The sequence below is a fragment of the Nonomuraea sp. NPDC003707 genome (assembly GCF_053587055.1).
In genome coordinates this window covers 170,053-192,898 of record NZ_JBSFNK010000025.1, presented here as the reverse complement: position 1 = coordinate 192,898, position 22,846 = coordinate 170,053, and the positions used below count along the sequence as shown (strand labels likewise).

General features: G+C 71.2%; 23 protein-coding genes. 11 read left to right on the top strand and 12 right to left on the bottom strand.

Translation table 11 applies throughout. From position 1 onward, the window contains the following. The 5 genes from ACWDRB_RS45185 to ACWDRB_RS45165 form a co-directional block, all read left to right on the top strand. Nucleotides 1-493: DUF4097 family beta strand repeat-containing protein (locus ACWDRB_RS45185; protein WP_449904865.1), on the top strand; the 493-nt coding region annotated here is incomplete at its 5' end. A 224-nt stretch (nucleotides 494-717) separates the two neighbouring features. After that, on the top strand, nucleotides 718-1,275 hold the full coding sequence (locus tag ACWDRB_RS45180) for a GNAT family N-acetyltransferase (protein ID WP_449904863.1): 558 nt from the start codon (nucleotides 718-720) through the stop codon (nucleotides 1,273-1,275). An 89-nt stretch (nucleotides 1,276-1,364) separates the two neighbouring features. Continuing rightward, nucleotides 1,365-1,898 (top strand): hypothetical protein, encoded by a 534-nt coding sequence (locus ACWDRB_RS45175; protein ID WP_449904861.1) that lies wholly within the window; start codon nucleotides 1,365-1,367, stop codon nucleotides 1,896-1,898. Between the two features lie 13 nt (nucleotides 1,899-1,911). Next, nucleotides 1,912-2,700, top strand: a complete 789-nt coding sequence (locus ACWDRB_RS45170) for an alpha/beta fold hydrolase (RefSeq protein ID WP_449904859.1) — start codon at nucleotides 1,912-1,914, stop codon at nucleotides 2,698-2,700. Nucleotides 2,701-3,065: 365 nt separating this feature from the next. Then, a complete protein-coding gene (locus tag ACWDRB_RS45165; protein WP_449904857.1) occupies nucleotides 3,066-4,037 on the top strand; it encodes an MASE1 domain-containing protein in 972 nt (323 codons plus the stop codon). 60 nt (nucleotides 4,038-4,097) lie between these two features. Here ACWDRB_RS45165 and ACWDRB_RS45160 read toward each other — a convergent pair whose 3' ends face one another. The 3 genes from ACWDRB_RS45160 to ACWDRB_RS45150 all read right to left on the bottom strand — a co-directional run bounded on the left by ACWDRB_RS45160 (nucleotide 4,098) and on the right by ACWDRB_RS45150 (nucleotide 6,146). After that, nucleotides 4,098-4,937: a polysaccharide deacetylase family protein gene (locus tag ACWDRB_RS45160; RefSeq protein WP_449904855.1), complete on the bottom strand. Its 840-nt coding sequence runs from the start codon at nucleotides 4,935-4,937 to the stop codon at nucleotides 4,098-4,100. A gap of 100 nt (nucleotides 4,938-5,037) precedes the next feature. Continuing rightward, complete coding sequence (locus ACWDRB_RS45155) at nucleotides 5,038-5,505, bottom strand: OsmC family protein (RefSeq protein ID WP_449904853.1); 468 nt, start codon at nucleotides 5,503-5,505, stop codon at nucleotides 5,038-5,040. Further along, nucleotides 5,502-6,146, bottom strand: coding sequence for a GntR family transcriptional regulator (locus tag ACWDRB_RS45150; RefSeq protein WP_449904851.1), 645 nt, complete (start codon nucleotides 6,144-6,146; stop codon nucleotides 5,502-5,504). Before ACWDRB_RS45150 ends, ACWDRB_RS45155 begins: the two co-directional genes overlap by 4 nt. Before the next feature lie 523 nt (nucleotides 6,147-6,669). On the opposite strand from ACWDRB_RS45150, the gene ACWDRB_RS45145 reads away from it, so the two are divergent. Further along, nucleotides 6,670-8,829, top strand: coding sequence for a tetratricopeptide repeat protein (locus tag ACWDRB_RS45145; protein WP_449904849.1), 2,160 nt, complete (start codon nucleotides 6,670-6,672; stop codon nucleotides 8,827-8,829). A 22-nt stretch (nucleotides 8,830-8,851) separates the two neighbouring features. Here ACWDRB_RS45145 and ACWDRB_RS45140 read toward each other — a convergent pair whose 3' ends face one another. From ACWDRB_RS45140 to ACWDRB_RS45115, 6 genes are all read right to left on the bottom strand, one after another. Further along, nucleotides 8,852-9,403 carry a helix-turn-helix domain-containing protein gene (locus tag ACWDRB_RS45140; RefSeq protein WP_449904847.1) on the bottom strand — a complete coding sequence of 184 codons (552 nt, stop codon included), beginning with the start codon at nucleotides 9,401-9,403 and terminating at the stop codon, nucleotides 8,852-8,854. Between the two features lie 251 nt (nucleotides 9,404-9,654). Further along, nucleotides 9,655-10,236 (bottom strand): TetR/AcrR family transcriptional regulator, encoded by a 582-nt coding sequence (locus tag ACWDRB_RS45135; RefSeq protein WP_364255896.1) that lies wholly within the window; start codon nucleotides 10,234-10,236, stop codon nucleotides 9,655-9,657. Further along, a complete protein-coding gene (locus ACWDRB_RS45130; RefSeq protein WP_449904845.1) occupies nucleotides 10,237-10,623 on the bottom strand; it encodes a hypothetical protein in 387 nt (128 codons plus the stop codon). Nucleotides 10,624-10,655: 32 nt separating this feature from the next. Beyond that, nucleotides 10,656-11,852 carry a M24 family metallopeptidase gene (locus ACWDRB_RS45125; protein ID WP_449904843.1) on the bottom strand — a complete coding sequence of 399 codons (1,197 nt, stop codon included), beginning with the start codon at nucleotides 11,850-11,852 and terminating at the stop codon, nucleotides 10,656-10,658. 47 nt (nucleotides 11,853-11,899) lie between these two features. Continuing rightward, entirely contained in the window at nucleotides 11,900-13,477 is a 1,578-nt protein-coding gene (locus tag ACWDRB_RS45120) for a penicillin-binding transpeptidase domain-containing protein (RefSeq protein WP_449904841.1), read from the bottom strand. Nucleotides 13,478-13,534: 57 nt separating this feature from the next. Then, entirely contained in the window at nucleotides 13,535-14,146 is a 612-nt protein-coding gene (locus ACWDRB_RS45115) for a lysophospholipid acyltransferase family protein (RefSeq protein ID WP_397373586.1), read from the bottom strand. A gap of 801 nt (nucleotides 14,147-14,947) precedes the next feature. On the opposite strand from ACWDRB_RS45115, the gene ACWDRB_RS45110 reads away from it, so the two are divergent. Then, nucleotides 14,948-16,654, top strand: a complete 1,707-nt coding sequence (locus tag ACWDRB_RS45110; RefSeq protein ID WP_449904839.1) for a TROVE domain-containing protein — start codon at nucleotides 14,948-14,950, stop codon at nucleotides 16,652-16,654. 66 nt (nucleotides 16,655-16,720) lie between these two features. On the opposite strand, the gene ACWDRB_RS45105 is transcribed toward ACWDRB_RS45110, so the two are convergent. The 3 genes from ACWDRB_RS45105 to ACWDRB_RS45095 are packed head-to-tail and all read right to left on the bottom strand — an operon-like array spanning nucleotide 16,721 to nucleotide 19,188. Next, a complete protein-coding gene (locus ACWDRB_RS45105) occupies nucleotides 16,721-17,317 on the bottom strand; it encodes an NUDIX hydrolase (RefSeq protein ID WP_355202618.1) in 597 nt (198 codons plus the stop codon). A gap of 48 nt (nucleotides 17,318-17,365) precedes the next feature. Next, on the bottom strand, nucleotides 17,366-18,538 hold the full coding sequence (locus tag ACWDRB_RS45100; protein WP_449904837.1) for a sensor histidine kinase: 1,173 nt from the start codon (nucleotides 18,536-18,538) through the stop codon (nucleotides 17,366-17,368). Further along, nucleotides 18,535-19,188 (bottom strand): response regulator transcription factor, encoded by a 654-nt coding sequence (locus tag ACWDRB_RS45095; protein WP_449904835.1) that lies wholly within the window; start codon nucleotides 19,186-19,188, stop codon nucleotides 18,535-18,537. The genes ACWDRB_RS45100 and ACWDRB_RS45095 overlap by 4 nt, the downstream gene beginning before the upstream one ends. A gap of 153 nt (nucleotides 19,189-19,341) precedes the next feature. Between ACWDRB_RS45095 and ACWDRB_RS45090 the strand changes: the two genes are divergently transcribed. The 4 genes from ACWDRB_RS45090 to ACWDRB_RS45075 are packed head-to-tail and all read left to right on the top strand — an operon-like array spanning nucleotide 19,342 to nucleotide 22,842. Then, nucleotides 19,342-19,863 (top strand): hypothetical protein, encoded by a 522-nt coding sequence (locus ACWDRB_RS45090; protein WP_449904833.1) that lies wholly within the window; start codon nucleotides 19,342-19,344, stop codon nucleotides 19,861-19,863. Next, the gene (locus ACWDRB_RS45085) at nucleotides 19,860-20,918 is read left to right on the top strand and encodes an efflux RND transporter periplasmic adaptor subunit (RefSeq protein WP_449904831.1); all 1,059 of its coding nucleotides are present in this window, start codon (nucleotides 19,860-19,862) and stop codon (nucleotides 20,916-20,918) included. Before ACWDRB_RS45090 ends, ACWDRB_RS45085 begins: the two co-directional genes overlap by 4 nt. Further along, nucleotides 20,915-21,631 (top strand): ABC transporter ATP-binding protein, encoded by a 717-nt coding sequence (locus tag ACWDRB_RS45080; RefSeq protein ID WP_363969542.1) that lies wholly within the window; start codon nucleotides 20,915-20,917, stop codon nucleotides 21,629-21,631. Before ACWDRB_RS45085 ends, ACWDRB_RS45080 begins: the two co-directional genes overlap by 4 nt. After that, nucleotides 21,628-22,842: an ABC transporter permease gene (locus tag ACWDRB_RS45075; protein WP_449904828.1), complete on the top strand. Its 1,215-nt coding sequence runs from the start codon at nucleotides 21,628-21,630 to the stop codon at nucleotides 22,840-22,842. Before ACWDRB_RS45080 ends, ACWDRB_RS45075 begins: the two co-directional genes overlap by 4 nt. The last annotated feature ends 4 nt before the right edge of the window (nucleotides 22,843-22,846 follow it).

Sequence of the window (22,846 nt, the reverse complement as noted above, 5' to 3'; positions counted from 1 at the left end):
CGACGGCGTCCTGCGGATCGAGACCTCGGTCAAGAACCAGTACCTCGGCCCGTCCGGATCCATCGACGTGACCGTCAAGCTGCCCACCGGCTCCCGCATCGAGGCGAAGGCGGCCGCCGCCGAACTCCGGACCGCCGGCCGCCTCGGCGACGTCACCTTCGACGGCGCGTACCGCCAGATCACGCTCGAGGAGACCGCGAGCCTGCACCTGACCGCGACCGACGGCGACGTCGAGGTCGCCCGCCTGGCCGGCCCCGCGGAGATCAGCACCGCACGGGGCGACATCCGCATCACCGAGGCCACCGGCGGCAAGGTCGTGCTCCGCACCCAGTCCGGCGACATCGCGATCACCGCCGCCGCCGGCGTCTCGGCCGCGCTGGACGCCGGCACCACCTACGGCCGCATCACCAACGCCCTCAAGAACGACGGCACCGCCGAACTCGACATCCACGCCACCACCTCCAACGGCGACATCACCGCCCGCAGCCTGTGACCCGCAGCCTCCCCAGGAGAGGCAGACCAAGCCCGCCGACGACGAACGGCCCCGGTCCATCCATGGCGGATTCGAGGGGTCGTCGCAACACAAGTGATCAGTTGCTTGCGGCAGCCAGCAGAGCGACGGTGCTCTCTCAGCGTCCTTCGGGCGGGCCGGACCAGCCGCCCGAAGGACGCTTAAGCACAGGTGCTTTCGGCGATCTTCATGGCATTCTTCGGGACATGCCACCTTTTCTGCCAACGTCGGCCGAGCTTTCCGCATCGAAGTTCAACCTGCGGCCGCCCAGCACGATCGACGCTCCGGAGGTCTTGCGCCTTGCCAGGGACCCGGACGTGCTGCTTTGGAATCCTCGTTGCCGTATCGAGGACGAGGCCGCAGCCGTTGCCGACTGTCTCGAGGGCGCTGATTGGTCTGACGATACGCGCGCCTCGTTCTCGATCCTCGACGCGGAGTCCGGGCGCTACGTCGGCAACATCGCGCTACATGGGCTTGACTGGGGAAACGCTCAGGCTCGCATCGGATACCGGATCGCGTCTTGGGCGCGCGGCCGAGGCGCCGCTACCGCGTCTGTCCAGGCAGTGACGGTATGGGCGGTAACCGCGCTGCGGCTTGAACGGATCGTCCTCACTCATGCTGTGGAGAATCGTGCCTCGTGCCGGGTGGCGCAGAAGTCGGGGTTCGTGCTCGAAGGCGTGATGCGATCAGCGAAGAGGTTTGGTGACGGCCGGCTGCATGATGAACACCTTCATGCTTTCCTGTCCGCAGATCTGACCCTTTGAACATCCCGTACCAAGCTATCGGGTCGAAAGGCGAGGTCGAGTCGAGGGGAGCAGGACATCGAGCGGGTCAAGGGCGCGGCCCAAGCGGTGTGAACTTTGTCTTCGATGCCTGCGGCGCGGGCGTGCTCGCCGAATCCGTCACCCTGGTCGGCGATGCGGGCAAGGTCATCACCATCGCCGATCCGTCCTTCGCCCGACAGGGCGTGCGGTTCACCGGCATGAGCCCCGAGGACCGCTTCCCCGAGGCCCTGCCGCAGCTGGCCGACCTGATCGCCACCGCCGCGTTCGATCTCCCCGTCTGGCGGGCCTACCCGCTCGGCGAAGCCCGCCCAGGCCCACGCCGACATCGAAACCCGCCGCAACCGGGGCAAGATCGTCCTCCTGCCCTGACCTCTGGCCACCGCCTCACCCGAGCTCAACGAGGCCGCGGCCCCGACGCGCTCCACCGACCGGCCACGAGCACCGGAAACCGATGGAGCCCGCACCACCCTCCCGCCGCTGAGGCGGGCGCGGACCTCGCCGCCGCATTCGAGGTCCGGGGCCAGAAGCGGAACTGCGCACCCTGGCCACGCGCCCGGCGTCAGCACGCAGCCGTCCGCCCCACCAGCACCAAGATCCTCTGAAAGATGGCTGACCATGTCACCTCGCACCCTGCCCGAACCCACGTTCGCACGCACTCGCCTCGGCTCCGGCCCCGGCCTGCTCCTCGCCCACGGCGCCGGCAGCAGCCTGGCCAACACCTACGGCCCCATCCTGGAAGGTCTCGCCGCCCGCCACACCGTCGTCGGCATCGACTACCCCGGCAGCGGCGACACCCCCCGCTCCACCACCCCGCTGTCCGTCGACGACCTTGCCGGCCAACTCGTCGCCGCCGCCGATGCGGAGGGCCTCGACCGGTTCGCTCTGTCCGGGTTCTCCCTTGGCGGCTCGGTCGCCATCCGCGCTGCCGCCCGTCACCCCGAGCGCGTCACCGCACTCGTCCTGACCGCCACCTTCCCGTACCGCGACAACCGGCTCGCTCTTGCCTCCTCGGTCTGGAGAAAGATCGCCGCGTCCGGCGACCGCGAGACGCTCGCCGAATTCCTGCTCATGATGGCCCTCGGCACCCAGGCGCTGGAGTCGATGTCGTCCGAGCAACTGCAGGAGACCCTCGGCTTCGCCGCCGTCACCGCAGCCGACGGCTCCCCCGAACAAGTCGACCTGGTCGGCCAGGTCGACGTCCGAGACGACCTGGCCGGCATCAAGGTCCCCACCTTGGTCATCTCGACCACCGACGACTGGGTCACCTCCACCGCCCTGCACCGCCGGCTCGCCGAGACCATCCCCAGTGCCCGACTCGCCGAAATCGCCGGCGGCCACCTCCCGATGCTGGAGCGAACCGACGAGTGGTTGCAGCTCATCACCGACTTCCTCGGCAAGCACTGAAAGCACACCATCTGTGGGGCCACGCAGCGAACATCGGCGCGGCCCCACGAGCTGCCTGCGCAACCCAGCGTCGCACCGAATCCGGCGCCAAGCCACACGTCCGCATAGCCGCGACGGGGCATTCTTTCCCTTTTCTATGGCTATATCGCTTTTGACGTATATGTCGATTACCTGGCATTGGGTCCTATATGGCGGATTATGACTAGTTTTGAGACAGGGCCGGTCATGCCACGCCAAAGGCCGGAACCCGAGCCTGAACAGACGAGTGTTGCCGCGGTACGCGCTAGACCGGGCGTCGATTCGGCGGGGCCGGAGGTGTTCCTATGAGGGCTGTCGCCGTCCACTATGGGCTACGGGATCATGCCATGACGGCCGTGAAGATCCTCGCCGTCGCGATCGCCTATTTCGTGGCCGCCAAGCTGGGGCTGCGACTGCAGCTGGTCCGAGGGCAGGTGACGCCGCTGTGGCCCTCGACGGGAATCGGGCTGGCCGCCCTGCTCATCTTCGGCCTCCGGACCTGGCCGGGCATCACCCTCGGCGCCTTCCTGACCAACGTGTCGATCGGGCCGACGATGGCTGCCGTCCTGGGCATCTCCGCGGGGAACACTCTCGCGCCGGTCTGCGCCTACTTCCTGCTCGAGCGCGTGGGCTTCCGCATCGAACTGGACCGGCTGCGTGACGCGCTCGCCCTGGTGTTCCTCGGTGCCTTCGCCGGGATGCTGGTCAGTGCGACCGTCGGCGCCGGCTCGCTGGTGCTCGCCGGCGGGCTGCGGCCCGGCGAGTTCTGGCCCGCGTGGTCGGTGTGGTGGACGGGCGACGCGATGGGCGTGCTCGTGGTCACGCCGCTCCTGCTCGCGAGCCGCACGACCCGGCTGCCGCGGGACGCCCACCCGCTCCGCTGGGTCGAAGGGGCGGCGCTGCTGCTGGGCATTTTCCTCGTCACGCTGGTGGCGACCGCGGGCCCCATCAACCTGCTCTTCCTCGTGTTCCCCTTCCTGATCTGGTCCGCGCTGCGTTTCCAACTCCTCGGGGCCGCGGCGTGCGCGCTGATCGCGTCGACGGTGGCGATCGTCTCCGCCGCGCGCCACTCCGGCCCGTTCGCCCAGCACGACCTCCTCCTCAACATGGTCGCCCTCCAGGCCTTCAACGGCTCCGCTGCGCTGACCGCGCTGCTGCTCGCCGCGATCATCGCCGAGCGCAACAAGGCCCACCAGAACATCAAGGACGTCTGCGCCCGGCTCAACGAGGTGGCGCACCGGCTTGCGCGCGACAAGAAGCTGGTCATCCGGCTGCCGCCCCCACGCGCCGGCGAGCGGAGCAGGGATCGGTCGCAGTAGCCGGAAGATCGCTCTCTCGTTTTCGGCGCCGCAGCGCGCCTCCGACTTCGGCCTGGGAGATCAGCGGCATTTCACCCAGATCTCCTGCAGGACCCGGTAGTCGAGCACGACGATCCCCTCGCTCCGCAGGATCTCGCGCGCCTCGGGGGAGGTGAGGAACTCGTAGTCGGTCCGCCGCACGCGCCATCCGTCGGGCTCGATCGCCTGAGCGTCCTCGTCCCCGAGCCCCGGATGGACGGCCCATTCGCTCAGCCCGACCGGCACCTCGCGCAGCAGCCTGGCGTACGTGGCCGCCTTGCCGTCGAGTTCGAGCCGGAAGCTGTCCAGGAAGTCGTGGTCGACCGCCGGCAGCCCGCGCGCCCGTACCTTCTGGCGGGCCGGGTCGAGCCAGGCCCGCACCGCCAGGCCGTGCTCCTGGGCCAGCGCCACCGTCAGGTCGAAAACGTCGGCGCGCCCGCCATCGGCCAGGCAGTGCCAGTCCAGGTGGGTGGGCGCCAGCCCGCTGTCCGTCACGGCGGCGATCTGCGCGCGGAACTCGCGCTCCACCTCGTCGAGGCGGGCCTGGGCGAGCAGCTCCGGTATGCGATCGGGCGTGAACAGCTCACCCGCCGCATCGAGCAGCGACGGCACCTCCTCCTTGGGCGTCAGCGGCCTCCACCTGCGGCGAGGCGTGTCGCACACCAACGTCAGATGGATCCCGAACGGGATCTCCGGCCGGTCGCGCAGCAGCCGCATGGCGTGCTCCGCCCCCGGGCAGGGAGTCATCAGGCTGCACGAGCCCGAGATCCCCTCCTCGATCGAGCGCACGACCGCGTCGTTGATCGCCCGGTGCATTCCGAAGTCGTCGCTGTTCACGATCAGCAGGCGCGCGTCGGGCTCGAACCCGGGGAGATCGTTCATGCCTCCAAGCCTGCCGGGCGCGAAGGGCGACATCCAACCGGTTTCCGGCCCGCTACGGCCGTGCGGAACAGGCACCTGCCCGCCCGGGACGAACCTACGGCTACACGGCGCGGATGGTCGGCTCGACGCGTACCGGGAAGTTCACGGAACTGGCGATGAAGCATGCCTTGTGCGCGTCTTCGTGGAGCTTGGCGGCGGCATCGGCCATCTCGGGCGACGTCACGGTGACGGAGGGGCGCAGCACCACCTCGGTGAAGTGGCCGCCGTCCGCGGTCTCGGCCATGGTCCCGACCGCGTTGTCGACGTACTCGGTGACGACGACGCCCGCCGTGGCGCACTTGTGCAGGTACGACAGCATGTGGCACTGGGACAGCGAGCCGACCAGGAGTTGCTCCGGGTTCCAGCGTGTCGGGTCGCCGCGGAAGGCCGGGTCGGAGCTGGCCGCGATGGCCGGCGGGCCCTCTGCGGTCAGCTCGTGCTCGCGGCCGTAGTCACGGTAGCCGCTGGTGCCGGTGCCCTTGTCGCCGGTCCAGGTCACCACGACCGGGTATGTGTGCTCGCGGGTCATGCTTCGTCCTCCTCGCTGTGGGTGATGTTACGGGTGTCGAGTACGTGTGCGCGGGCGACCCTGGCGGCCTCCTCCGGGCGGCCCAGGACGATCGCGGCGACGAGCTCCTCGTGCTGGCCCGACACGTACGCGGGCCGCGACGGCGGTGCCAGCGAGCGCAACGTGGACACCTGGATCTGATCCCAGATGCGTTCCAGCGCGTGCAGTGCCATCGAGTTGGCCGCCAGCTCGGCGATCACCCGGTGGAAGCGGCGGTTGAGCCGCACGGCCTCGGCCAACCGCCCCTCGGCGGTGGCCGTGGCGGTTTCGATCGCGATCTCGCGGAGCGCGGCGAGGTCGGCGGGGGCGATGCGGCCCTCGCGCTGGCGGGTCGCGGCCAGCTCGGCGGTGAGGGCCTCCAGCGCCGCCCGCACCTGGTACGCCTCGTTCAGGTCGCCCTGCTCCAGCGCCACGACCACCACGCCGCGCCCGGAGGGCTGCACGAGCCCGTCGGCGGTCAGCGCCCGGAGCGCCTCGCGGACGGGGGTGCGGCTCATGTCCAGGGCGGTCGCGACCTCCATCTCGGTCAACCGCGCCCCGGGCGGGTACGTGCCGTCGAGGATCAACTCCCTCAGCCGCCTCCGCGCCACATCGGTCTGCATGCGGATCAGGTTAGCGGACGGCATACATTGCATGCAATGGACACACTGTATGCAACCCCGCCTCTGTTTGACGGACAAGCGCGATCGCTCCCGGTCGAGTACAGACGGGGCAGCCGCACCAGGAGTCGTGGGGGTGAGGCGGCGGTGGGGTCGGCGGTGCCGGGGGTTGTCGGGTTGGGGGCGGAAGCGAGGCTGGCGGTGCCTCGGGTTGTGGGGTTGGTGATGGGGGGTGAGGTTGGCGCGCCGGGGGTTGCCTGGTCGGCTCTTTGTACGTTGGCCCACGAGATCAAGCTCGGCTGCGTCCTCGATGGCGACCGCGTTCGAGGTGAGGGGCGCCGCGAGTTCGGGGACGGCTTTGTCGGTCCGGGTCTCGCCCGAGGGGGACCTGGGAGCTCATGGCTTCCGGCGCCTGCGGTGAGCCCTCCCGTGATCGGCCCGCGACAAGGCGATGGCTGCGTGTGACACTCGTCGAGTACGGCCTTCCGATTCATCACAGAACCGTTCTCGCGCAGAAAGGCCTGAGATGCCGCGCTGGCTCAAGGTCGTGATCGCGGCGACGCTGCCGTCTACGGCCGGGGTTCTGGCCTGGTGGATCTGTGTGGCGAACGGGCTCGGACCGGACAGCACGAGCATCGTCGTCGGTCTGGTCGTCCTGCTCCCCGGAACGCCGCTCGCCATCTGGGCCGGGCAGGCGGAACCGGGCGCCGGCCCGCCGTCCGGTTCGAAGCGGGACCTGCGCACGGTCGGTGATGTGCCGCGCGAGCCGAAGGCCTTCCAGTCGCGTTCGGATCTGAGCGAACGCATCGACAAGCTGTTCTCCGCCCGCCGCACGGCGGCGGTGTGTGCGCTCGTCGGGGGACGCGGCGTGGGCAAGACCCACCTGGCGGCCGCCTATGCCCGGCGCTGCATCGAACGCGGCATCCCGGTGGCGTGGCTGCACGCCGAGACCGTCGACCAGCTTCACGGTTCCGTGGATCAGCTGGCCACCGAAGCCGGGTTACGCAGCGATGCGGACGACCCGGCGACCGTGGCCCGCAAGGTCAGAGCCTGGCTTCAGGAGCGGCGCGGGCCGTATCTGATCGTGTTCGACAACGCGACGGATCCCGATCTGCTCGCGCCGCTGCTCCCGTCGCACGGCCGAGCTCGCGTGCTGATCACCACCAATGATCATTCGTTCGAACGGCTCGCCACGATGGTTGCGGTGGAGCAGTTCACAGAGGCCGAGGCGGTGAAGTACCTCCGCACGCGGGTGGGCGCGGACGACGAGGGCTTCCGGTTGCTCGCCGAGGAACTGGACCGCCTGCCGCTCGCCCTGGGCATCGCCGCAGCCGCCCTGGTCGGCCCGCCGCGCCTGTCGTGCGACTCCTACCTGGGGCGGCTGCACGCCACCCCCATCGAGGTGCTCCTCGCGCGGCCTCGCGGAGAGCCGTACCCCACCGGAGTCGCGCAGGCGATCATGCTGTCGGTCGGGCAGACCGGCCCGGCGGCCGCGCGCCTGCTCGGAGAGTTGTCCGTGCTGTCGACCTCCGGCGTCGGGTTCGAGCTGCTCGGCCCGCAGGCGGAACCGGCTCTGGCCGAGCTGGGCGCACGATCGCTGGTCACCTTCAGCCGGAGCGACACGACCGCGTTCGTCCACCGCCTCGTCCGGCGTGCGGTACGCGATCAGGCCGGACGCGACCGCACCCTGGCCGAGCTGATCGAGACAGCCGGGCAACGGCTGTGCGTGGCTGTCGAGGACGTCTCCGACCGGGACACCTGGCGGAAGTTCCCCACGATCATGGCGGTGTCCGAGCATGCGGGGGCCTTGTGGGAGGCCGTCGAGCAGGTCCCCGACGACGAGTTCGCGCACCTGCGCGCGGCGGCCGAGCTCGTGCTGCGGGTCCGCCACGTCGTGGCCTCCCGTCTGGTCTATCTCAACGACGGGCTCCGGGCCGTCCCGGTCGCCGAAGCCGTCGTCAAGGGGCGCGAGAGGCTCCTGGGCGCTGAGCACCCGGACACCCTCGCGGCCCTGCACACGCTGGCGCACGCCTTCGAGTACGCCGGCCAGGCGATGAAGGCCGCCGCCCTCTACCAACGCGTCGCGGCCGACCGCTCCCGCGTCCTCGGTGACGATCATCCGGATACGTTGTGGTCACGCGCGTCGGTGGCCTTCTCGTACACGATGGGAGGCAGGGCACCGGAGGCGGTGCCGATGATCGAGCAGGTGGTGGCCGACCAGGAGCGGGCACTCGAACCCGGCCATCCCACCCTGCTCGCGGCGCGCTATTTCCAGGCGTACACCAACGTCGAGGGCGGCCGGCCCGAGCGCGGCATCGAGCTGTTCCAGCGGCTGATAGCCGATCACGAGCGGCTCTTCGATCACGACTATCCCGATACCTGGGTCGTCAAAGGACAGCTCGCGCGCGCTTACAAGGCGGCGGACAGGGCCGATGAGGCCGTCCAGCTGTACGAGCATGTCGCCGGGCACCAGGCGCGGCTGCTGGGCGCAGACCATCCCGACACGCTGATCACCCGGCACGGCCTGGCCACGGCGTACGAGGCAGTGGGACGGATCGCGGACGCGCTCGCCGAGTACGAATGGGTCGTGAACCGGTTCGAGGCCGTCATGGGCCCCGAGCAGACGCTGACCAAGACCGCCAGAGACGACCTGGAGCGCGCCCGCCGGAGTCTCCGGCTGAGGTGATCGGTGGTGGGGGGTGAGGAGGTCAGTGGGAGTGGGCTTCGTGGAGAGGGGATCCGGCGAGGCGGGCGGCGATGACGCGGGCGAAGGTGGGGCAGTGGAAGATGCCCTCCGGGTGCCCGCAGGCCAGGCCGTGGGCGATGGCGGTGCGCGCGGCCTGCGCCTGGGCGATCCGTTCGTCGAGCTCGGCGAGCTTGCGTTCATGGAGCTCGCGCCAGGCGTCGACGTCTTCGTAACGAGAGGTGATGAGCACCTTCAGCTCGCGCAGAGAGAAGCCCACATCCTGCAACGAAAGGATCAGGCCGACGATCGCCATCGCCGAGGCGGGGTAGCGCCGTTGGCCCGAGACCCGGGTCGGGGCGGGGAGCAGGCCGAGCTCTTCCCAATAGCGCAATGCCGAGGTGGCCACGCCGGTGGTCCTGGCCAGCTCGCCGATCGTCAACAGCTCGTCCGGCTCGGCTTCAAGGGCACTTGGAGCCGTTGACTGGCGCCCGTGAGATCGAAGACGCTCAAGCAACCCGTGATAGCCCGGGTCGTACGTCAGTTCGGCCGGCTGGCCGGATACGTCATGACTCACCGCGTCTCCAATCGCCAACGCAACCGCTGGGTGGTGTCCCAGCTCGACGTGCAGCCCACGGACCGGGTGTCGGCCCCGGTCTGGCATCGCCGAGCCGGCGCGCCACGCCACCCGAGGACGAATCTACGGTAGCGACCGTTCCGTGGTCATGGCCCGTCGAGTCGTGGGGTCGGGCGTGAGCACGCCTGCGCTTCGCGGTGGCCCGCGAGGTCAGGCGTGAGTGCGCCCGCGCTGCCGGGTGATCGGCGAGGTCAGGTGCGCGTGGCGCGGTCGAAGATCTCGACGAGCTCGTCCGCGCACCGATCAGGGTCGAGGCCCTTGACGAGGCGGTCGGCCACCCCGTCGATGGACGCGCGCAGCGTCGTGCCCATCAACACCCCGTCGAACTCCCGGAACACCCCCGCCCGCTGCCCCTCCGCGAACAGCGCCGCCAGCCTGGCGACCGCGGCGTCCTGCTCCTCGTCGCCCACGGGCACCTGGTTGAACGCGATCTGCTGCACCGCCCGCACGTGCTCGGGATGGGCGGCGATAAAGGCGATGTTCGCCCTGATGAACGCCTCGAGCTGGGCGCGCGCCCCGGAGGCGGCGTCGAGCGCCGGGCGCATGAAGGCGGCCGCGTCCTCGACGACCTGGCGGACGACGGCCTCGAACAGCTGGTCCTTGCTGGAGAAGTGGTAGGAGATCAGCCGCTTGCTGCTGAGCCCCGCCTGCTCGCAGATGGCCTCGAACGTGGTCTCCGCGTAGCCGCGCCGCGCCAGCACGGCGATCGTGGCGGAGGCGATCTGTGCTTTGCGGGCCTCGGTGGCCGCCCGGCGGGGGGCAGAGCTCTGCATTCAGCCCAGCTTGCCACGCTTCGGGAACGCCTGCCGTACGGCACGTCGGTTGACGAGGAGGGCCACGGCGGCGACCAGCACGCCGACCACGGCCTGCTCCGCCTTCATCCAGCCGGGATAGCCGCTGTCCGGGGCGACGAGGATGAGCACGATCCCGATGGGGGCGGCGATGGAGACGAAGCGGATGCGTACGTAGGCCGATCTCTTTCCCCGGGAGGACTGCCCCGCCAGGGCGACGAGCCAGACGGCGGCCACGGCCACGGCGGCGCCGCGGAGCCACACCACCCAGTTGCCGCCGATGAGGGCGGCCACGCCGAGGGTCGCGACGGAGATGACGAGCACGGCCACGAAGAGGGCCCGGACGGGAGCCCATACTTTGTTATCCATATGAGTAAATTTACACAGACGGATAACAAGTCTCAAGGGTCGCGGGTGATGACTTCGGGGCCGGAGTCGGTGACGATGACGTCCTCTTCATGGCTGGCGCCTCCCACGGAGTGCATCGCGATCCTGCGCTCCAGCGCCAGGCACATTCCGGCCTCGATCAGGCCGTCCGAGTCGGGCCCGCCCTCGGTGATCCACGGCGGCTCCAGCGACAGGCCGAGCCCGTGGCCCCAGAGGCCGTCCGTCTCCGACCAGGGCAGCCCGTGGTGGACGGCGAACGCCGACCGTTCGAACACCTGCCGGCACCGCCGCGCCACCTCGCCGAAGCGCCGCCCGGGCCGCAGCAGCTCGATCCCGGCCAGAACGCTCTCCCGCACCGCCTCCAGCAGCCGCCGCTGCTCGGTGGTCGGCTCGCCGCCCACGACCCACGTACGGGCCAGGTCGAACAGGTAGCCGCGCACGGAGCCGTACAGGTCGATCCTGATCAGGTCACCCTCGGCCAGCCGCCGGTCGGCGGAGTAGGGCGTCGGGCCGGAGGCGGCGAAGGTGTAGGACTCGGCGCCGGAGGAGATGCCCATGCCGGAGTAGGCGCCGCCCGCCCGGACGATCTCGGCGATCGCGGCCGCCGCCACGTCGGCCTCGGTGGCGCCCGGTACGGCGGCCTCCCGGGCGGCGGACACCGCGCGCACCCCGAGCGACCCCGAGGCGCGCAGCAGGTCAAGCTCGGCGGGGCTCTTGATCCGGCGCGCCTCCCAGGCCAGGTCGTCGGCGCACACCAGCTCGTGCCCCGGCAGCACCGAACGCAGCCGGCACCACCACGGCGCGGCCAGCGCCTCGTAGCCGATCAACGCGACCCGGCCCGGCCGGATCGACTCCCTGATCTGCTCGGCCAGGGCGTCCACGAGATCGGGCGTCACATGGACCCGCGCCGCCGGCCGGGGCTCCTGGAGGTCCCCGGAGTTGGTCAGCAGGACGGCGGTGTGCTCGCTGAGAGGAGGGTCGTCCACGGGCAGGACCACGGCCGCGTGGCCCCGCGCCCGCCAGTGGCCGGGGAAGTCGGGGATGAACGGCTGGTGCTGGTAGAAGCCCGTCAGGTAGTAGACGTCGGCGTAATGGTCCTGCGCCGAACCGCCTCTCGACCAGGCCACCACCCCGCGGAACCCCGCCCGCGCGGCCAGCCGCCCCATGGCCGCCTGCCGCGCCGCGTACTCCTTGCCACCGATCCCCAGCACAACCGAGTTCTGCCCAGGTCAGCGGCCGGTTCACCTGGTCGCGGCCGTCAGAGCCCCTTGAGGAACGACGCCGCCACCGGCGCCGCGACCTTGCCGCCCGCGCCGCCGCCCTCCACGACCACCGCGAACGCCACGTCCTCCTTGAAGCCCATGAACCAGGCATGGGTGTCCAGGTCGTCGCCGGTGCCGAACTCGGCCGTGCCGGTCTTTCCGTACGTGCCGGCGGGCAGGCCGGCCGCCTTGGCCGTGCCCTTGGACACCACGGCCGCCATCATCGAGTGCAACTGGTCCTTGACCCCGTCGGGCAGCGGGCGCTCGGCGGCCTTCTGCTTCAACGAGGGCACCAGCGTCGGCGGCCGCCACGTGCCGTCCGCGATGGCGGCGGCCACCGAGGCCATCGTCAGCGGGCTGGCCGTGATCCTGGCCTGCCCGAACGACTCCGCGGCCAGCTCCGCGTCGGACTCGGCCCGGGGGAAGCTGGCCTTGGTGGCCGGGACCCCGATGTTCAGGGGCTGGTTGAAGCCCACGTCCTCGGCCGTCTTCAGCAGCTTGTCGGCGCCCAGCTTCTGCTCGGCCAGCGGCGCGAACGTCGTGTTGCACGAGTGGGCGAACGAGTCGAGGAACGACAGCGACCCGAACGCCTCCTTGTCGGAGTTGCGGACCTTCAGCCCGCCGATGGTCGCGTACATCGGGCACGTCACCGGGTCCGACGGCGACATCCCGGCCGCCAGCAGGCCGATCGCCGTGACCGCCTTGAACGTCGAGCCGGGCGGGTAGCGGCCGTCCAGGGCCCGGTTGAAGCCGCCCTGGTTGTTGACCACGGCCAGGATCTCGCCCGTGGACGGCTTGATCGCCACCATCGACGTGGGCTTCTTCATGTCCTTGACCGCGCCCACCGCCGCGGCCTGCGCACGCGGGTCGAGCGTGGTCTGGACGGGCTCGCCGCCGCTGCCCTCGATGGTCTCCAGCGTCTTGTCGCCGAGCTGGATCTCGGTGGCGGGCGTGCCCGCCAGCCGCTTCTGGAACGTCTCCTGCAGCCCGCCGCGCCCGATCGCCTGGCCGACCTTGTAGGAGGAGCCCAGCTTGGCCACGTCCTTCTTGCCGGCCTTGTCGAGGTAGCCGACGAGTTGCTGCACCGACCCGCCGACCGCGCCCGTGTCGATCCGGTCTCCCTGGGCGTCGGTGATCTCGGCGCGGTCGGGCCAGCGCGTCTTGAGCTTGAACTCGGCCCCGGCGGTCATCGACGGGTACAGCGTGGCGGGCTTCCAGTCGACCTTCCAGGTGCGGTCGGCCACCATGAGGTCGATCTGGCCCTGATAGGACCACTTGCCGATGTTCTTGAGGTTCAGGGTCGCGGTGTAGGGGGCGCGGGCCCGGTTGTCGCCGGTCTCGGCGATCTTGCCGAGCTTGATGTCCGTCGACTCGACGGCGAGTGCGCTGCGTTGCTGGTCGTACGCGTTGAGCTGCTGTGGTTTGGCGAGCTCCGCCCCCATGGCGGCCCAGTTGCCGGCCTGCCATGCGGCGGAGAAGCGCTGCGCCGTCTCGGCGGGCGTCCCTCTGGTGTGCAGCAGGTAGTACGCGCCACCGGCCGCGGCCCCCACCGCGAGCACGGTGGCGCCGGACACGATCGCGATGGTACGACCACGCGCCACGCTAGATCCCCCTGATCCTCGACGACATTGTCATGACACGCCGTTGGCCGCCTTGAAGCTGGCGGCGTAGGTCGGCACGTATTCCTGCCCGGACAGCTTCTGGATGGCCGCCATGATCTCGTCGGTCACCCGCCGCCGGTCGCGGGCCTTGGTGTGGTCGCCATCGAACCGCATGGGCTCGCCGATGGCGATGCCGATCCGCGCGGGCCTGGGCACCTTCGAGCCGACCGGCAGCACCCTCTCGGTGCCGCTGAGCGCCACCGGCAGCACCGGGGCGCCCGTCTTGAGCGTCAGCCAGGCCACGCCGACCTTGCCGCGGTAGAGGCGGCCGTCGGGGGAGCGGGTGCCCTCCGGGTGGATGCCGAACAGCTCGCCGCGCTCCAGCAGGTCCGCGGCGGAGTCGAGCATGGTCTGGGCGGCGTGCGCGCTCTCCCTGTCGATCGGCAGGCTGCCGCCCAGTCGCATGAAGAAGCCGGAGACCGGGTTGCCGTCGAAGTACTCGTTCTTGGCGGTGAAGGTCACGTGCCGCGGCAGCAGCGCGGGCAGCAGGAACGAGTCAAGGATCGACAGGTGGTTGGCGGCCAGGATCGCGGGCCCGCTCCTGGGCACGTGCGCCGCGCCCGAGATGTGCGGCCGGCACATCGCGTTCGCAAGCGGCGCGGCGGCGAACTTGACCACTTCGTACAGCAACGAGCTCTCCTGATCATCGGGCCGGTCGGCCACCCCACCATAAAGCAGGCGCCCCGCCGGTGGGCGGGACGCCTGGAAAAGTCGTTAAGGCCGATGTGGCGGTCGCCTCCTCGGCGAGGTGCACAACACGGCTCCAGCCGAACGGTATTCCGTGAAGGCGGTAATTTGCGGCCCGGGGGACACAGACCACATCGGCAACTCGAGTTAAGCACACGGTCCGGGCATGGGGGTAATCGCGCCCCCCTCATGGGCGACACGTGACCTGAGCTTGGCGATCTTCGACCCCCGGAGGCCCGGTTCGTCCCGGTCACGCACGGTGAGCGCGGCCTCGCTGGCCCTCGACGAGATCGGGAAAATGATTTGAGCTCCCATTGGCATTCCGTGTTGAATCCAGAATGTCAGTAGGACTCGGTGAGGGCACGGGTCGAAGTTCGTCGGTTACCACTTTTAATGGGGAGTCGCAGGTTCGAGTCCTGCCCGGGGCCAACGCTCCGGTAGCTCAGTCGGCAGAGCGCCAACGCCGGTGGACGCCCCCATATCCGTGCCCTCTCCGAGCCTCGGGGGCGGGTCGAAGCAGGCCGGTTATCGCTTCAGGTGCCGGAAGCGCGGGGTTCGACTCCCCGCCGCGCGGGTGCGCCCGCGCGTCGCGTAGTGGCAGCGCGCCGTAAAAAACCGGTCGGCATTTCCACATCCGCCCCCATTTTTTCTGCATATCCGCCATTCGGGCGGGTCGAGACGTACGAGGTGAAAACTATGGCGCGAAACCGTGACCCCCTCGCCGGCGTTTCCGCGTTCGCCACGCCGCAGACCCAGCCGCTGCCCGGCCGCACCGACCAGGTGCGCAACGCGGCGGGCGGCTTCGTCTTCGAGAAGGACCTGTGGCAGCGCGTCGAGGACTTCCTGATCCTCGGCACCACGGGCGGCACCTACTACGTGTCGCAGGAGCAGCTGACCGCCGGCAACGCCGCCGCGCTGTTCGAGGCGATCGCCGAGGACGGCCCGCGCGTCGTCGAGCTGCTCACCGGCATCTCGACCGCGCGCCCGCCGCGCGCTCCCAAGCAGCGACCGGCGCTGTTCGCGCTGGCCGCCGCCTACGCCCGCGGCGACGCGGCCACCCGGCAGGCGGCCAAGCTCGCCCTGCCCGAGGTGGCCCGCACGACCGACCACCTCGCCTCCTTCTTCGGCTACTACAAGAACCTCGGCGGCAAGCCGACCGCGCGCGGCACCGCGCCGGTCACCGGCCGCTCGCTGCGTACGGCGCTCGCCTCCTGGTTCACCACCGGCAGCCCCGACGACGTCGCGTTCAAGGTGTGCAAGGCCCGCCAGCGCAGGACGCCGCAGGGTGAGACGTTCGACCTGCGCGACGTCCTGCGCATCGCCCACCCCAAGGCGGACGGCCCGCAGCGGGCGCGGCTGTTCGGCTGGATCGCCGGCAACGTCTCCGACGAGCAGGCGCGCGAGACGCTGGAGTCGGTGGACCGGTTCCTGAGCGCCAAGGCCGTCACCACGGCCCGCGAGGCGATCCAGGTGGTGACCGAGCGCAAGGTGCCGTGGGAGTTCCTGCCGGACGCCGTGCTGAGGGATCCGAAGGTGTGGGACGCGCTGGTCGACACGATCGGCATGACCGCGCTGCTGCGCAACCTGGCCCGCATGACGCGGATCGGCACGCTCACGCCGACGGGCGAGGCCACCCGGCGCGCGGTCGCCCGGCTCACCGACCGCGACGCGCTGCTGCGGGCGCGCATCCACCCGATGGACGCGTTCCTGGCGCTGCGCGTGTACGGCTCGGGCCGCGCCCAGCCCAACCCGCGCGCCGACGCGCACACGTGGGCGCCGGTCCCGGCGATCCGGGACGCGCTGGAGGAGACGTACGAGCTGGCGTTCGGCACCGTCCGGCCCACGGGCCGGCGGCTGCTGGTCGCGGTGGACTCCTCCGGGTCGATGTCGGGCGGCTGGTACGGCGGCGACGTCGTGGTCGGCGGTTCGAAGATCGGCTCGCCGTACGAGGTGGGCTGCGCGATGGCCGTCATGCTGGCCCGCATCGAGAAGGGGAACGTGCACGTCATCGACGTCGACACCGGCGTCCACGCCTCGAAGGTGACCCCGCGCACCAACCTGCGCGAGATCGGCTCCTGGCGGCCGTCCGGCGGCGGCACCGACCTGTCGCTGCCGTTCCGCTGGGCGCGCGAGCAGCGGATGGCGGTGGACGGCATCGTGGTGTTCACCGACAACGAGACGTGGGCGGGGCGCGCCCACCCCTCGCAGGAGCTCGGCGCCTACCGCCGCACCGTGGCGGCGGACGCGCGCGTGGTCGTCGCGGCGATGACCGCCGCGGGCTACTCGATCGGCGACCCCGGCGACGAGGGCGTGCTGAACGTGGCGGGCCTGGACGCGTCGCTGCCGATGATCGTCAACGCGTTCGTCCGCGCGCAGGACGCGCAGGACGCGCAGGACGCGTAGGACGCGCAGGACGCGCAGGACGCGTAGGACGCGTAGGACGCTTTGGACCTGACCGGGAGCGCCCGGTCAGGTCCTCGTCCAGCGCGGCTGCTTCACGTCGAAGACCCGCTGCTCGCGGCCGCGCAGCGCCACCTCGGCGAACTGCCACAGGATCGCCCCCGTCGGCGCGTGGACCACGATGGACGGCCCCAGCGGCATCTGCAGCAGCTTCCCGCGCCAGCGCGGCACCCCCGGCGCCAGGAACCACTCCAGCGGCACGTCGTGCACCGAGGCCACCTCGCGCGGATCGGCCACCGGCTGCTGGACGCCGCCGAACGCCACCACCGGCGTGATGACGAAGCCGGAGTCGGTGACGAAGTCGTCGAGCATCCCGGCCACCTCGACCCCGGTGACGCCCGTCTCCTCGGCGAGCTCGCGCAGCGCCGCGTCCACGGGGCGTTCCCCGTCGTCCAGGCGCCCGCCGGGCAGCGCCCACTGACCCGGGTTGCGCCCGTGGGCGGCCCGCTTGATCAGGATCGTGTACGGGACCCGCTCGGCGTCCTCCAGGACGCACACGGTGACGGCGGCCCTGCGCACCCCGCCGGTGGGCGGGACCTGCCGGCGGTCGAAGGCGGTCAAATGGGACCTGATCTGCTCCTGCAGCACGTCGATTGGCGACAGCACACTTCAAGGATGTCACGGGCGTCCGGACGGGGACGCCGGGGCCGGGTCTCACGACGGGCTGTGCGGCAGCCGTACGGTGACGCTCAGCCCGCCTTCCGGCCGGGCGGCCGCGGTGACCTGGCCGCCGTGCGCGCGCACGATGGCCCGCACGATCGACAGCCCCAGCCCCGCGCCCTTGAACGAGCGCACCCGGTCGCCGTGGAGCCGGCTGAACGGCTCGAACAGGTCGTCCACCTCGTACGGCGGCACCGCCGGCCCGGTGTTGCGCACCGTGACCACCGCGTCGCCGCCCTGCCGCCGCAGCGCGAGCCAGATCTCGCCGTCGCGCACGTTGTGCTTGATCGCGTTCTCCAGCAGGTTGAACACGCACCGCTCCAGGAACAGCGGATCCCCTTCGACCAGCACCGGCCGCAGGTCCTGGTGGAGCGTGACGGGCCGCTTGCGCGACTGCAGGTCGATCTGCTCCAGCGCGGTGCGCACGACCTGCTCCAGGTCCACCGGCTTGCGCACGGTGAGCTCCTGCTCCGACTGCGCGAGCAGCAGCAGGCCCTCGATGAGCCGCTCGTAGCGGGCGTTCGTGCCGAGCAACGCCCTGGCCAGCGCCTTGAGGTCCTCCGACGCGGCCGGCTCCTCCAGCGACACCTCCAGCACCGTACGGTTGATCGCCAGCGGCGTGCGCAGCTCGTGCGAGGCGTTGGCGATGAACCGCCGCTGCGCGTCGAACACCCGGTGCAGCCGCTCCAGCATCGCGTCGAACGTGTCCGCCAGCCGCCTGACCTCGTCGGGCGGGCCCCGCATCCCGATGCGCTCGTGCAGGGTGCTCTCCGACAGCCGCTGCGCGGCCTCCGTCACCCGGTCGAGCGGGCGCAGCGCCCGGTCGGCCACCACGTAGCCGAGCACGAGCGCGACCACGCCGACCAGGATCATCACGAGCATGGACGAGCGGACCATCTCGCTGAGCACGTTGCCGGCCCGGTTCTCGATGTCGCCCTGGAAGATGACGTCCCCGACCATCGGGCGCGTCGCGGCCACGTCCGCGGGCGGGTTCTGGATCTTCCGGAAGCCGGTGACGAACTGCTGGTTCAGCGCCTGGCCGGTGATGAGGTAGGTGAGCCAGAGCAGGATCGACCCGGCCACGAAGAACAGGCCGCCGTACAGCAGCGTGAGCCGCAGCCGCAGCCGCCTGCTGCTCCACCACGACCGCCCCTGCTCGACGATCAAAGCCGGTACCCCTTGCCGGGCACGTTCAGGATCGCCGACGGCACGCCGAGCTTCTTGCGCAACGACGTGATCGTGACCCGCAGCGCGCCCGTGCCCGCGTCCGCGTGCTCGTCCCAGACGCGCCTGCGCAGTTCGCCGGAGGTGACCAGCTCGCCGCCCGCGCCGAGCAGCACGCACAGCACGTCGAACTCCTTGCGGTTCAGCGACACGGGCCGCCCGTCCCTGGTGACCGTGCGGCGGGACGGGTTGAGCACGACGCCGCCGCGTTCGAGCAGGGGCGCCGCGGAGCGGGGCGAGCGGCGGGCCAGCGCCCGGACCCGGGCCACCAGCTCGGCGAACGCGAACGGCTTGACCAGGTAGTCGTCCGCGCCCAGCGACAGCCCGTCGATCTTGTCGCGGATCTGTCCCGCCGCGGTCAGCATGAGCACCCGGCCGCCCCCGCCGCCCTCGCGCAGCCGCCGGCACACGTCGTCGCCGTGCACCTCCGGCAGGTCCCGGTCGAGCACCACCACGTCGTAGTCCACGTACGCGGCCCGCTCCAGGGCGTCCTGCCCGTCGTAGGCCACGTCCACGGCGATCGCCTGCAGCCGGAGCCCGCGCGCGACCGCGTCGGCCAGCCGTTCCTCGTCCTCGACGACAAGCACCCGCATCGCTGGCCCCTTTCCTCTGGCACCCGAGCGTGACGGATCACGTGTTAGGGCCGGATAAGCGCGCCGGGCGGGCTTATCCGGTTCTAGCACCCCATGGGCTGGAGTGAGGCCGCACCCCGGGCGAAGGACCCCGGGCGCGGAGGAGTGAATGTCATGAATATACGGCTGTTGCTGGTCGCCGTCCCGCTCACGCTGGCGCTGGCCGCGTGCGGAGGCACGGCGCCCAAGGACGACGGCGTGGCCAGCGCCGGCACCTCGTCCGCCGGACCCACGGCCTCCCCGTCGGCGTCAATGGACCCGGAGGAGGCTCAGCTGAAGTTCGCGCAGTGCATGCGCGAGCACGGCATCGACGTCCCCGACCCGCAGAACGGCCAGTTGAAGGTAGAGGTCCCCAAGGGTGTGGGCCGCGACAAGATGGACAAGGCACACAAGGCCTGCCAGCCCATCATGGACGCCGTCGTCCGCGACCACACGCCCAGCCAGCAGGACTACGACCAGATGGTCAAGTTCGCGCAGTGCATGCGCCAGCACGGCGTGGACATGCCCGACCCCAAGCCCGGCGAGGGCCTGCGCTTCGAGATGAGGAACGGCTCGCAGCAGAAGATCGAGGCCGCGCACAAGGCCTGCGAGCAGTACGCGCCCGGCGGCGGCAAGAAGCCAGGGGAAACGTCATGAGGAAGGGGATCCTGCTGAGCGGCGGCACCGTCCTGGCCGTCGCCGCGACGTGGACCGCGGTGGCCGTCATGAACGACGGCGTCCCCGGAGCCGCCACGCCCGCCAGACCCCCGGTCCCCGCCACCGCGGACATCACCCGGCAGGACCTGGTGGAGACCAAGACCGTGGACGGCGCCCTCACCTACGCGGGGGAGCGCCGGGTCGCCTCGGGCGCCTCCGGCACCGTGACGTGGGTGGCCGCCCAGGGAGCGGTGGTCCGCCGCGGCCGCCCGCTGCTCAAGGTGGACCGCAGGCCGCTCGTGCTCATGTACGGCAGCCTGCCGCTCTACCGGACCCTGCAGCGCGGCGTATCCGACGGACCGGACGTCGAGCAGCTGGAGCGCAACCTCAAGGCGCTCGGGTACGGCGACTACCTCACCGTGGACGACCACTTCAGCTACGCCACCGAGCAGGCGGTCAAGGACTGGCAGGAGGACAGGGGACTGGAGGAGAGCGGGCGGGTGGACGCGGCCCAGGTCGTGTTCCAGCCCGCCGCCGTACGCGTGACCGACGCCAAGGCCGAGGTCGGCGCCAGGACCGCGCCTGGACAGCAGGCGCTCACGGTGAGCGGCATCCGCCGCCTGGTGCACGTGGACCTGGACACCGGCGACCAGTCGCTGGCCCGCAAGGGCGCCAATGTCACGGTGACGCTCCCCGGCGGCGAGCGGGCCGCCGGCCGGATCACGTCGGTCGGGACGGTCGCGGAGTCCTCCGGATCCGAACGGGACGCGACCACCACCATCGACGTGGACATCACCCTCGCCAAGCCGCCGCGGACGAAGCTGGACCAGGCGCCGGTCGAGGTGGAGATGGCCAGCGCGCGGCACGCGAACGTGCTGGCGGTGCCCGTCGAGGCGCTGCTGGCGCTGCGCGAGGGCGGCTTCGGGGTCGAGGTGGCGGAGGGCGCGGCGAGCCGGATCGTGGCGGTCGAGACCGGGGCCTTCGGCGGCGGCCTGGTCGAGATCAAGGGCGAAGGGCTGGCCGAGGGCATGAAGGTCGGGGTGCCGGTCCAGTGAACGGGATCGTCGAGTTGTGCGGGGTGACCAAGACGTACGCCGGAGACGTGCACGCCCTGCGCGGCGTGGACCTGACCATCGACAGGGGAGACCTGCTGGCCATCGTCGGCCCGTCGGGATCGGGCAAGTCCACCATGCTCCACATGATCGGCACCCTCGACCGCCCCACCTCCGGCACCGTGCGCGTCGCCGGCCACGACGTCGCGACCCTGTCGGACCGGGAGCTGTCCGGGCTGCGCTCGCGCACCCTGGGGTTCGTCTTCCAGCAGTTCCACCTCTCGCCCGGCGTCAGCGCGCTCGACAACGTCGCCGACGGCCTGCTCTACACCGGCACGGGCCGCCGCGCCCGCCGCGAACGCGCCGCCGCAGCGCTGGACCGGGTCGGGCTCGGCCACCGGCTCCGGCACCGGCCGTCGGAGCTGTCCGGCGGCGAACAGCAGCGGGTGGCAGTCGCCCGGGCCGTGGCGGGCGACCCGCCGCTGCTCCTGGCCGACGAGCCGACGGGCAACCTGGACTCCCACGCGGGCGCCGACGTGCTGGCCGTCCTGGCGGACCTGCACGAGGCCGGCACCACCGTCGCCGTCATCACCCACGACGCCGAGATCGCCGGCTGGTGCTCCCGTCAGGTACGCCTGCGCGACGGGCTCGTCGTCGACGGCCACGAGCACGACCACCTGAGCCCCGTCGAGCTGTTGAGAGGAGCCGGGCGTTGACCGACCACCACCACCGAGCCGGTACGCGGCCCGCGCCCGGCCGGCTCAGCCCCGGGGACGTGCTCCGCGTCGGGGCCGCCGGGCTGCGCGCCCGCCCGACGAGGGTGATCCTTTCGGCCCTCGGCATCGCCATCGGCATCGCGACGATGATCGCCGTGATCGGGATCTCGTCCTTCTCCCGCGAGCAGCTCCTGCGCCAGCTCGACAAGCTCGGCACCAACCTCCTCACGGTGGCCCCGGGGCAGACCATGTTCGGGGAGGAGGCCAAGCTGCCGACCGGCGCGCTGGCCATGGTCCAGCGCATCCGCCCGGTCCGGACGGCCGCGGCGACCGGCGGTGTGGAGGCCACCGTACGCCGCAACAACCACATCCCCGAGTCCGTCACCGGCGGCATCGCCGTCCAGGCGGCCAGCACCACTCTCCTGACCACTCTGGAGGGCTCGGTGACCAAGGGCACCTGGCTCAACGACGCCACCGCCCGCCAGCCGGCCGTCGTGCTCGGCGCGCAGGCCGCCGAACGGCTCGGGCTGGCCAGGACCGGCGTGCAGGTGTGGATGGGCGGCCGCTGGTTCACGGTCGTCGGGATCCTCGGGCCGATGCCGCTGGCTCCGGAGATCGAACGTTCGGCCCTGGTCGGCTTCCCCGCGGCGCAGGAGCTGTTGGGCTTCGACGGCTACCCCACCACCATCTACGAGCGCTCCTCGGACGAGGCGGTGGAGTCGGTGCGCCAGGTGCTGTCCCGCACCGTCAACCCCGAGAACCCGGAGGAGGTCACGGTCAGCAGGCCGTCGGACGCCCTGGCCGCCAAGGCCGCGGCCGCGGGCGCCTTCACCAACCTGCTGCTCGGGCTCGGCGCGGTGGCCCTGCTCGTGGGCGGGGTCGGGGTGGCCAACACCATGGTCATCTCCGTGCTGGAGCGGCGCAAGGAGATCGGCCTGCGCCGCTCGCTCGGAGCCACCCGCGGCCAGGTACGCATCCAGTTCCTGGCCGAGTCGCTGCTGCTGTCCACCCTGGGCGGGGTGGTGGGCGCGGTCATGGGGGCCCTGGCGACCGCGGGTTACGCCCTGTCGCGGGGCTGGCCGCCGGTGGTCCCGCCGTGGGCGCTGGGCGGGGCGGTCGGGGCGACCCTGCTGATCGGGACGCTCGCCGGGCTCTACCCCGCCATGCGCGCCGCCCGCCTGTCGCCCACGGTCGCCCTCGCCACCACCTGAGGGC

Excerpts from the sequence above, each read along its gene's own strand:
- ACWDRB_RS45180 (WP_449904863.1), top strand. The coding sequence starts at position 718 with ATGCCACCTTTTCTGCCAACGTCGGCCGAGCTTTCCGCATCGAAGTTC.
- ACWDRB_RS45170 (WP_449904859.1), top strand. The coding sequence starts at position 1,912 with ATGTCACCTCGCACCCTGCCCGAACCCACGTTCGCACGCACTCGCCTC.
- ACWDRB_RS45165 (WP_449904857.1), top strand. The coding sequence starts at position 3,066 with ATGACGGCCGTGAAGATCCTCGCCGTCGCGATCGCCTATTTCGTGGCC.
- ACWDRB_RS45160 (WP_449904855.1), bottom strand. The coding sequence starts at position 4,937 with ATGAACGATCTCCCCGGGTTCGAGCCCGACGCGCGCCTGCTGATCGTG.
- ACWDRB_RS45155 (WP_449904853.1), bottom strand. The coding sequence starts at position 5,505 with ATGACCCGCGAGCACACATACCCGGTCGTGGTGACCTGGACCGGCGAC.
- ACWDRB_RS45150 (WP_449904851.1), bottom strand. The coding sequence starts at position 6,146 with ATGCAGACCGATGTGGCGCGGAGGCGGCTGAGGGAGTTGATCCTCGAC.
- ACWDRB_RS45145 (WP_449904849.1), top strand. The coding sequence starts at position 6,670 with ATGCCGCGCTGGCTCAAGGTCGTGATCGCGGCGACGCTGCCGTCTACG.
- ACWDRB_RS45135 (WP_364255896.1), bottom strand. The coding sequence starts at position 10,236 with ATGCAGAGCTCTGCCCCCCGCCGGGCGGCCACCGAGGCCCGCAAAGCA.
- ACWDRB_RS45130 (WP_449904845.1), bottom strand. The coding sequence starts at position 10,623 with ATGGATAACAAAGTATGGGCTCCCGTCCGGGCCCTCTTCGTGGCCGTG.
- ACWDRB_RS45115 (WP_397373586.1), bottom strand. The coding sequence starts at position 14,146 with ATGTGCCGGCCGCACATCTCGGGCGCGGCGCACGTGCCCAGGAGCGGG.
- ACWDRB_RS45110 (WP_449904839.1), top strand. The coding sequence starts at position 14,948 with ATGGCGCGAAACCGTGACCCCCTCGCCGGCGTTTCCGCGTTCGCCACG.
- ACWDRB_RS45095 (WP_449904835.1), bottom strand. The coding sequence starts at position 19,188 with ATGCGGGTGCTTGTCGTCGAGGACGAGGAACGGCTGGCCGACGCGGTC.
- ACWDRB_RS45090 (WP_449904833.1), top strand. The coding sequence starts at position 19,342 with ATGAATATACGGCTGTTGCTGGTCGCCGTCCCGCTCACGCTGGCGCTG.
- ACWDRB_RS45085 (WP_449904831.1), top strand. The coding sequence starts at position 19,860 with ATGAGGAAGGGGATCCTGCTGAGCGGCGGCACCGTCCTGGCCGTCGCC.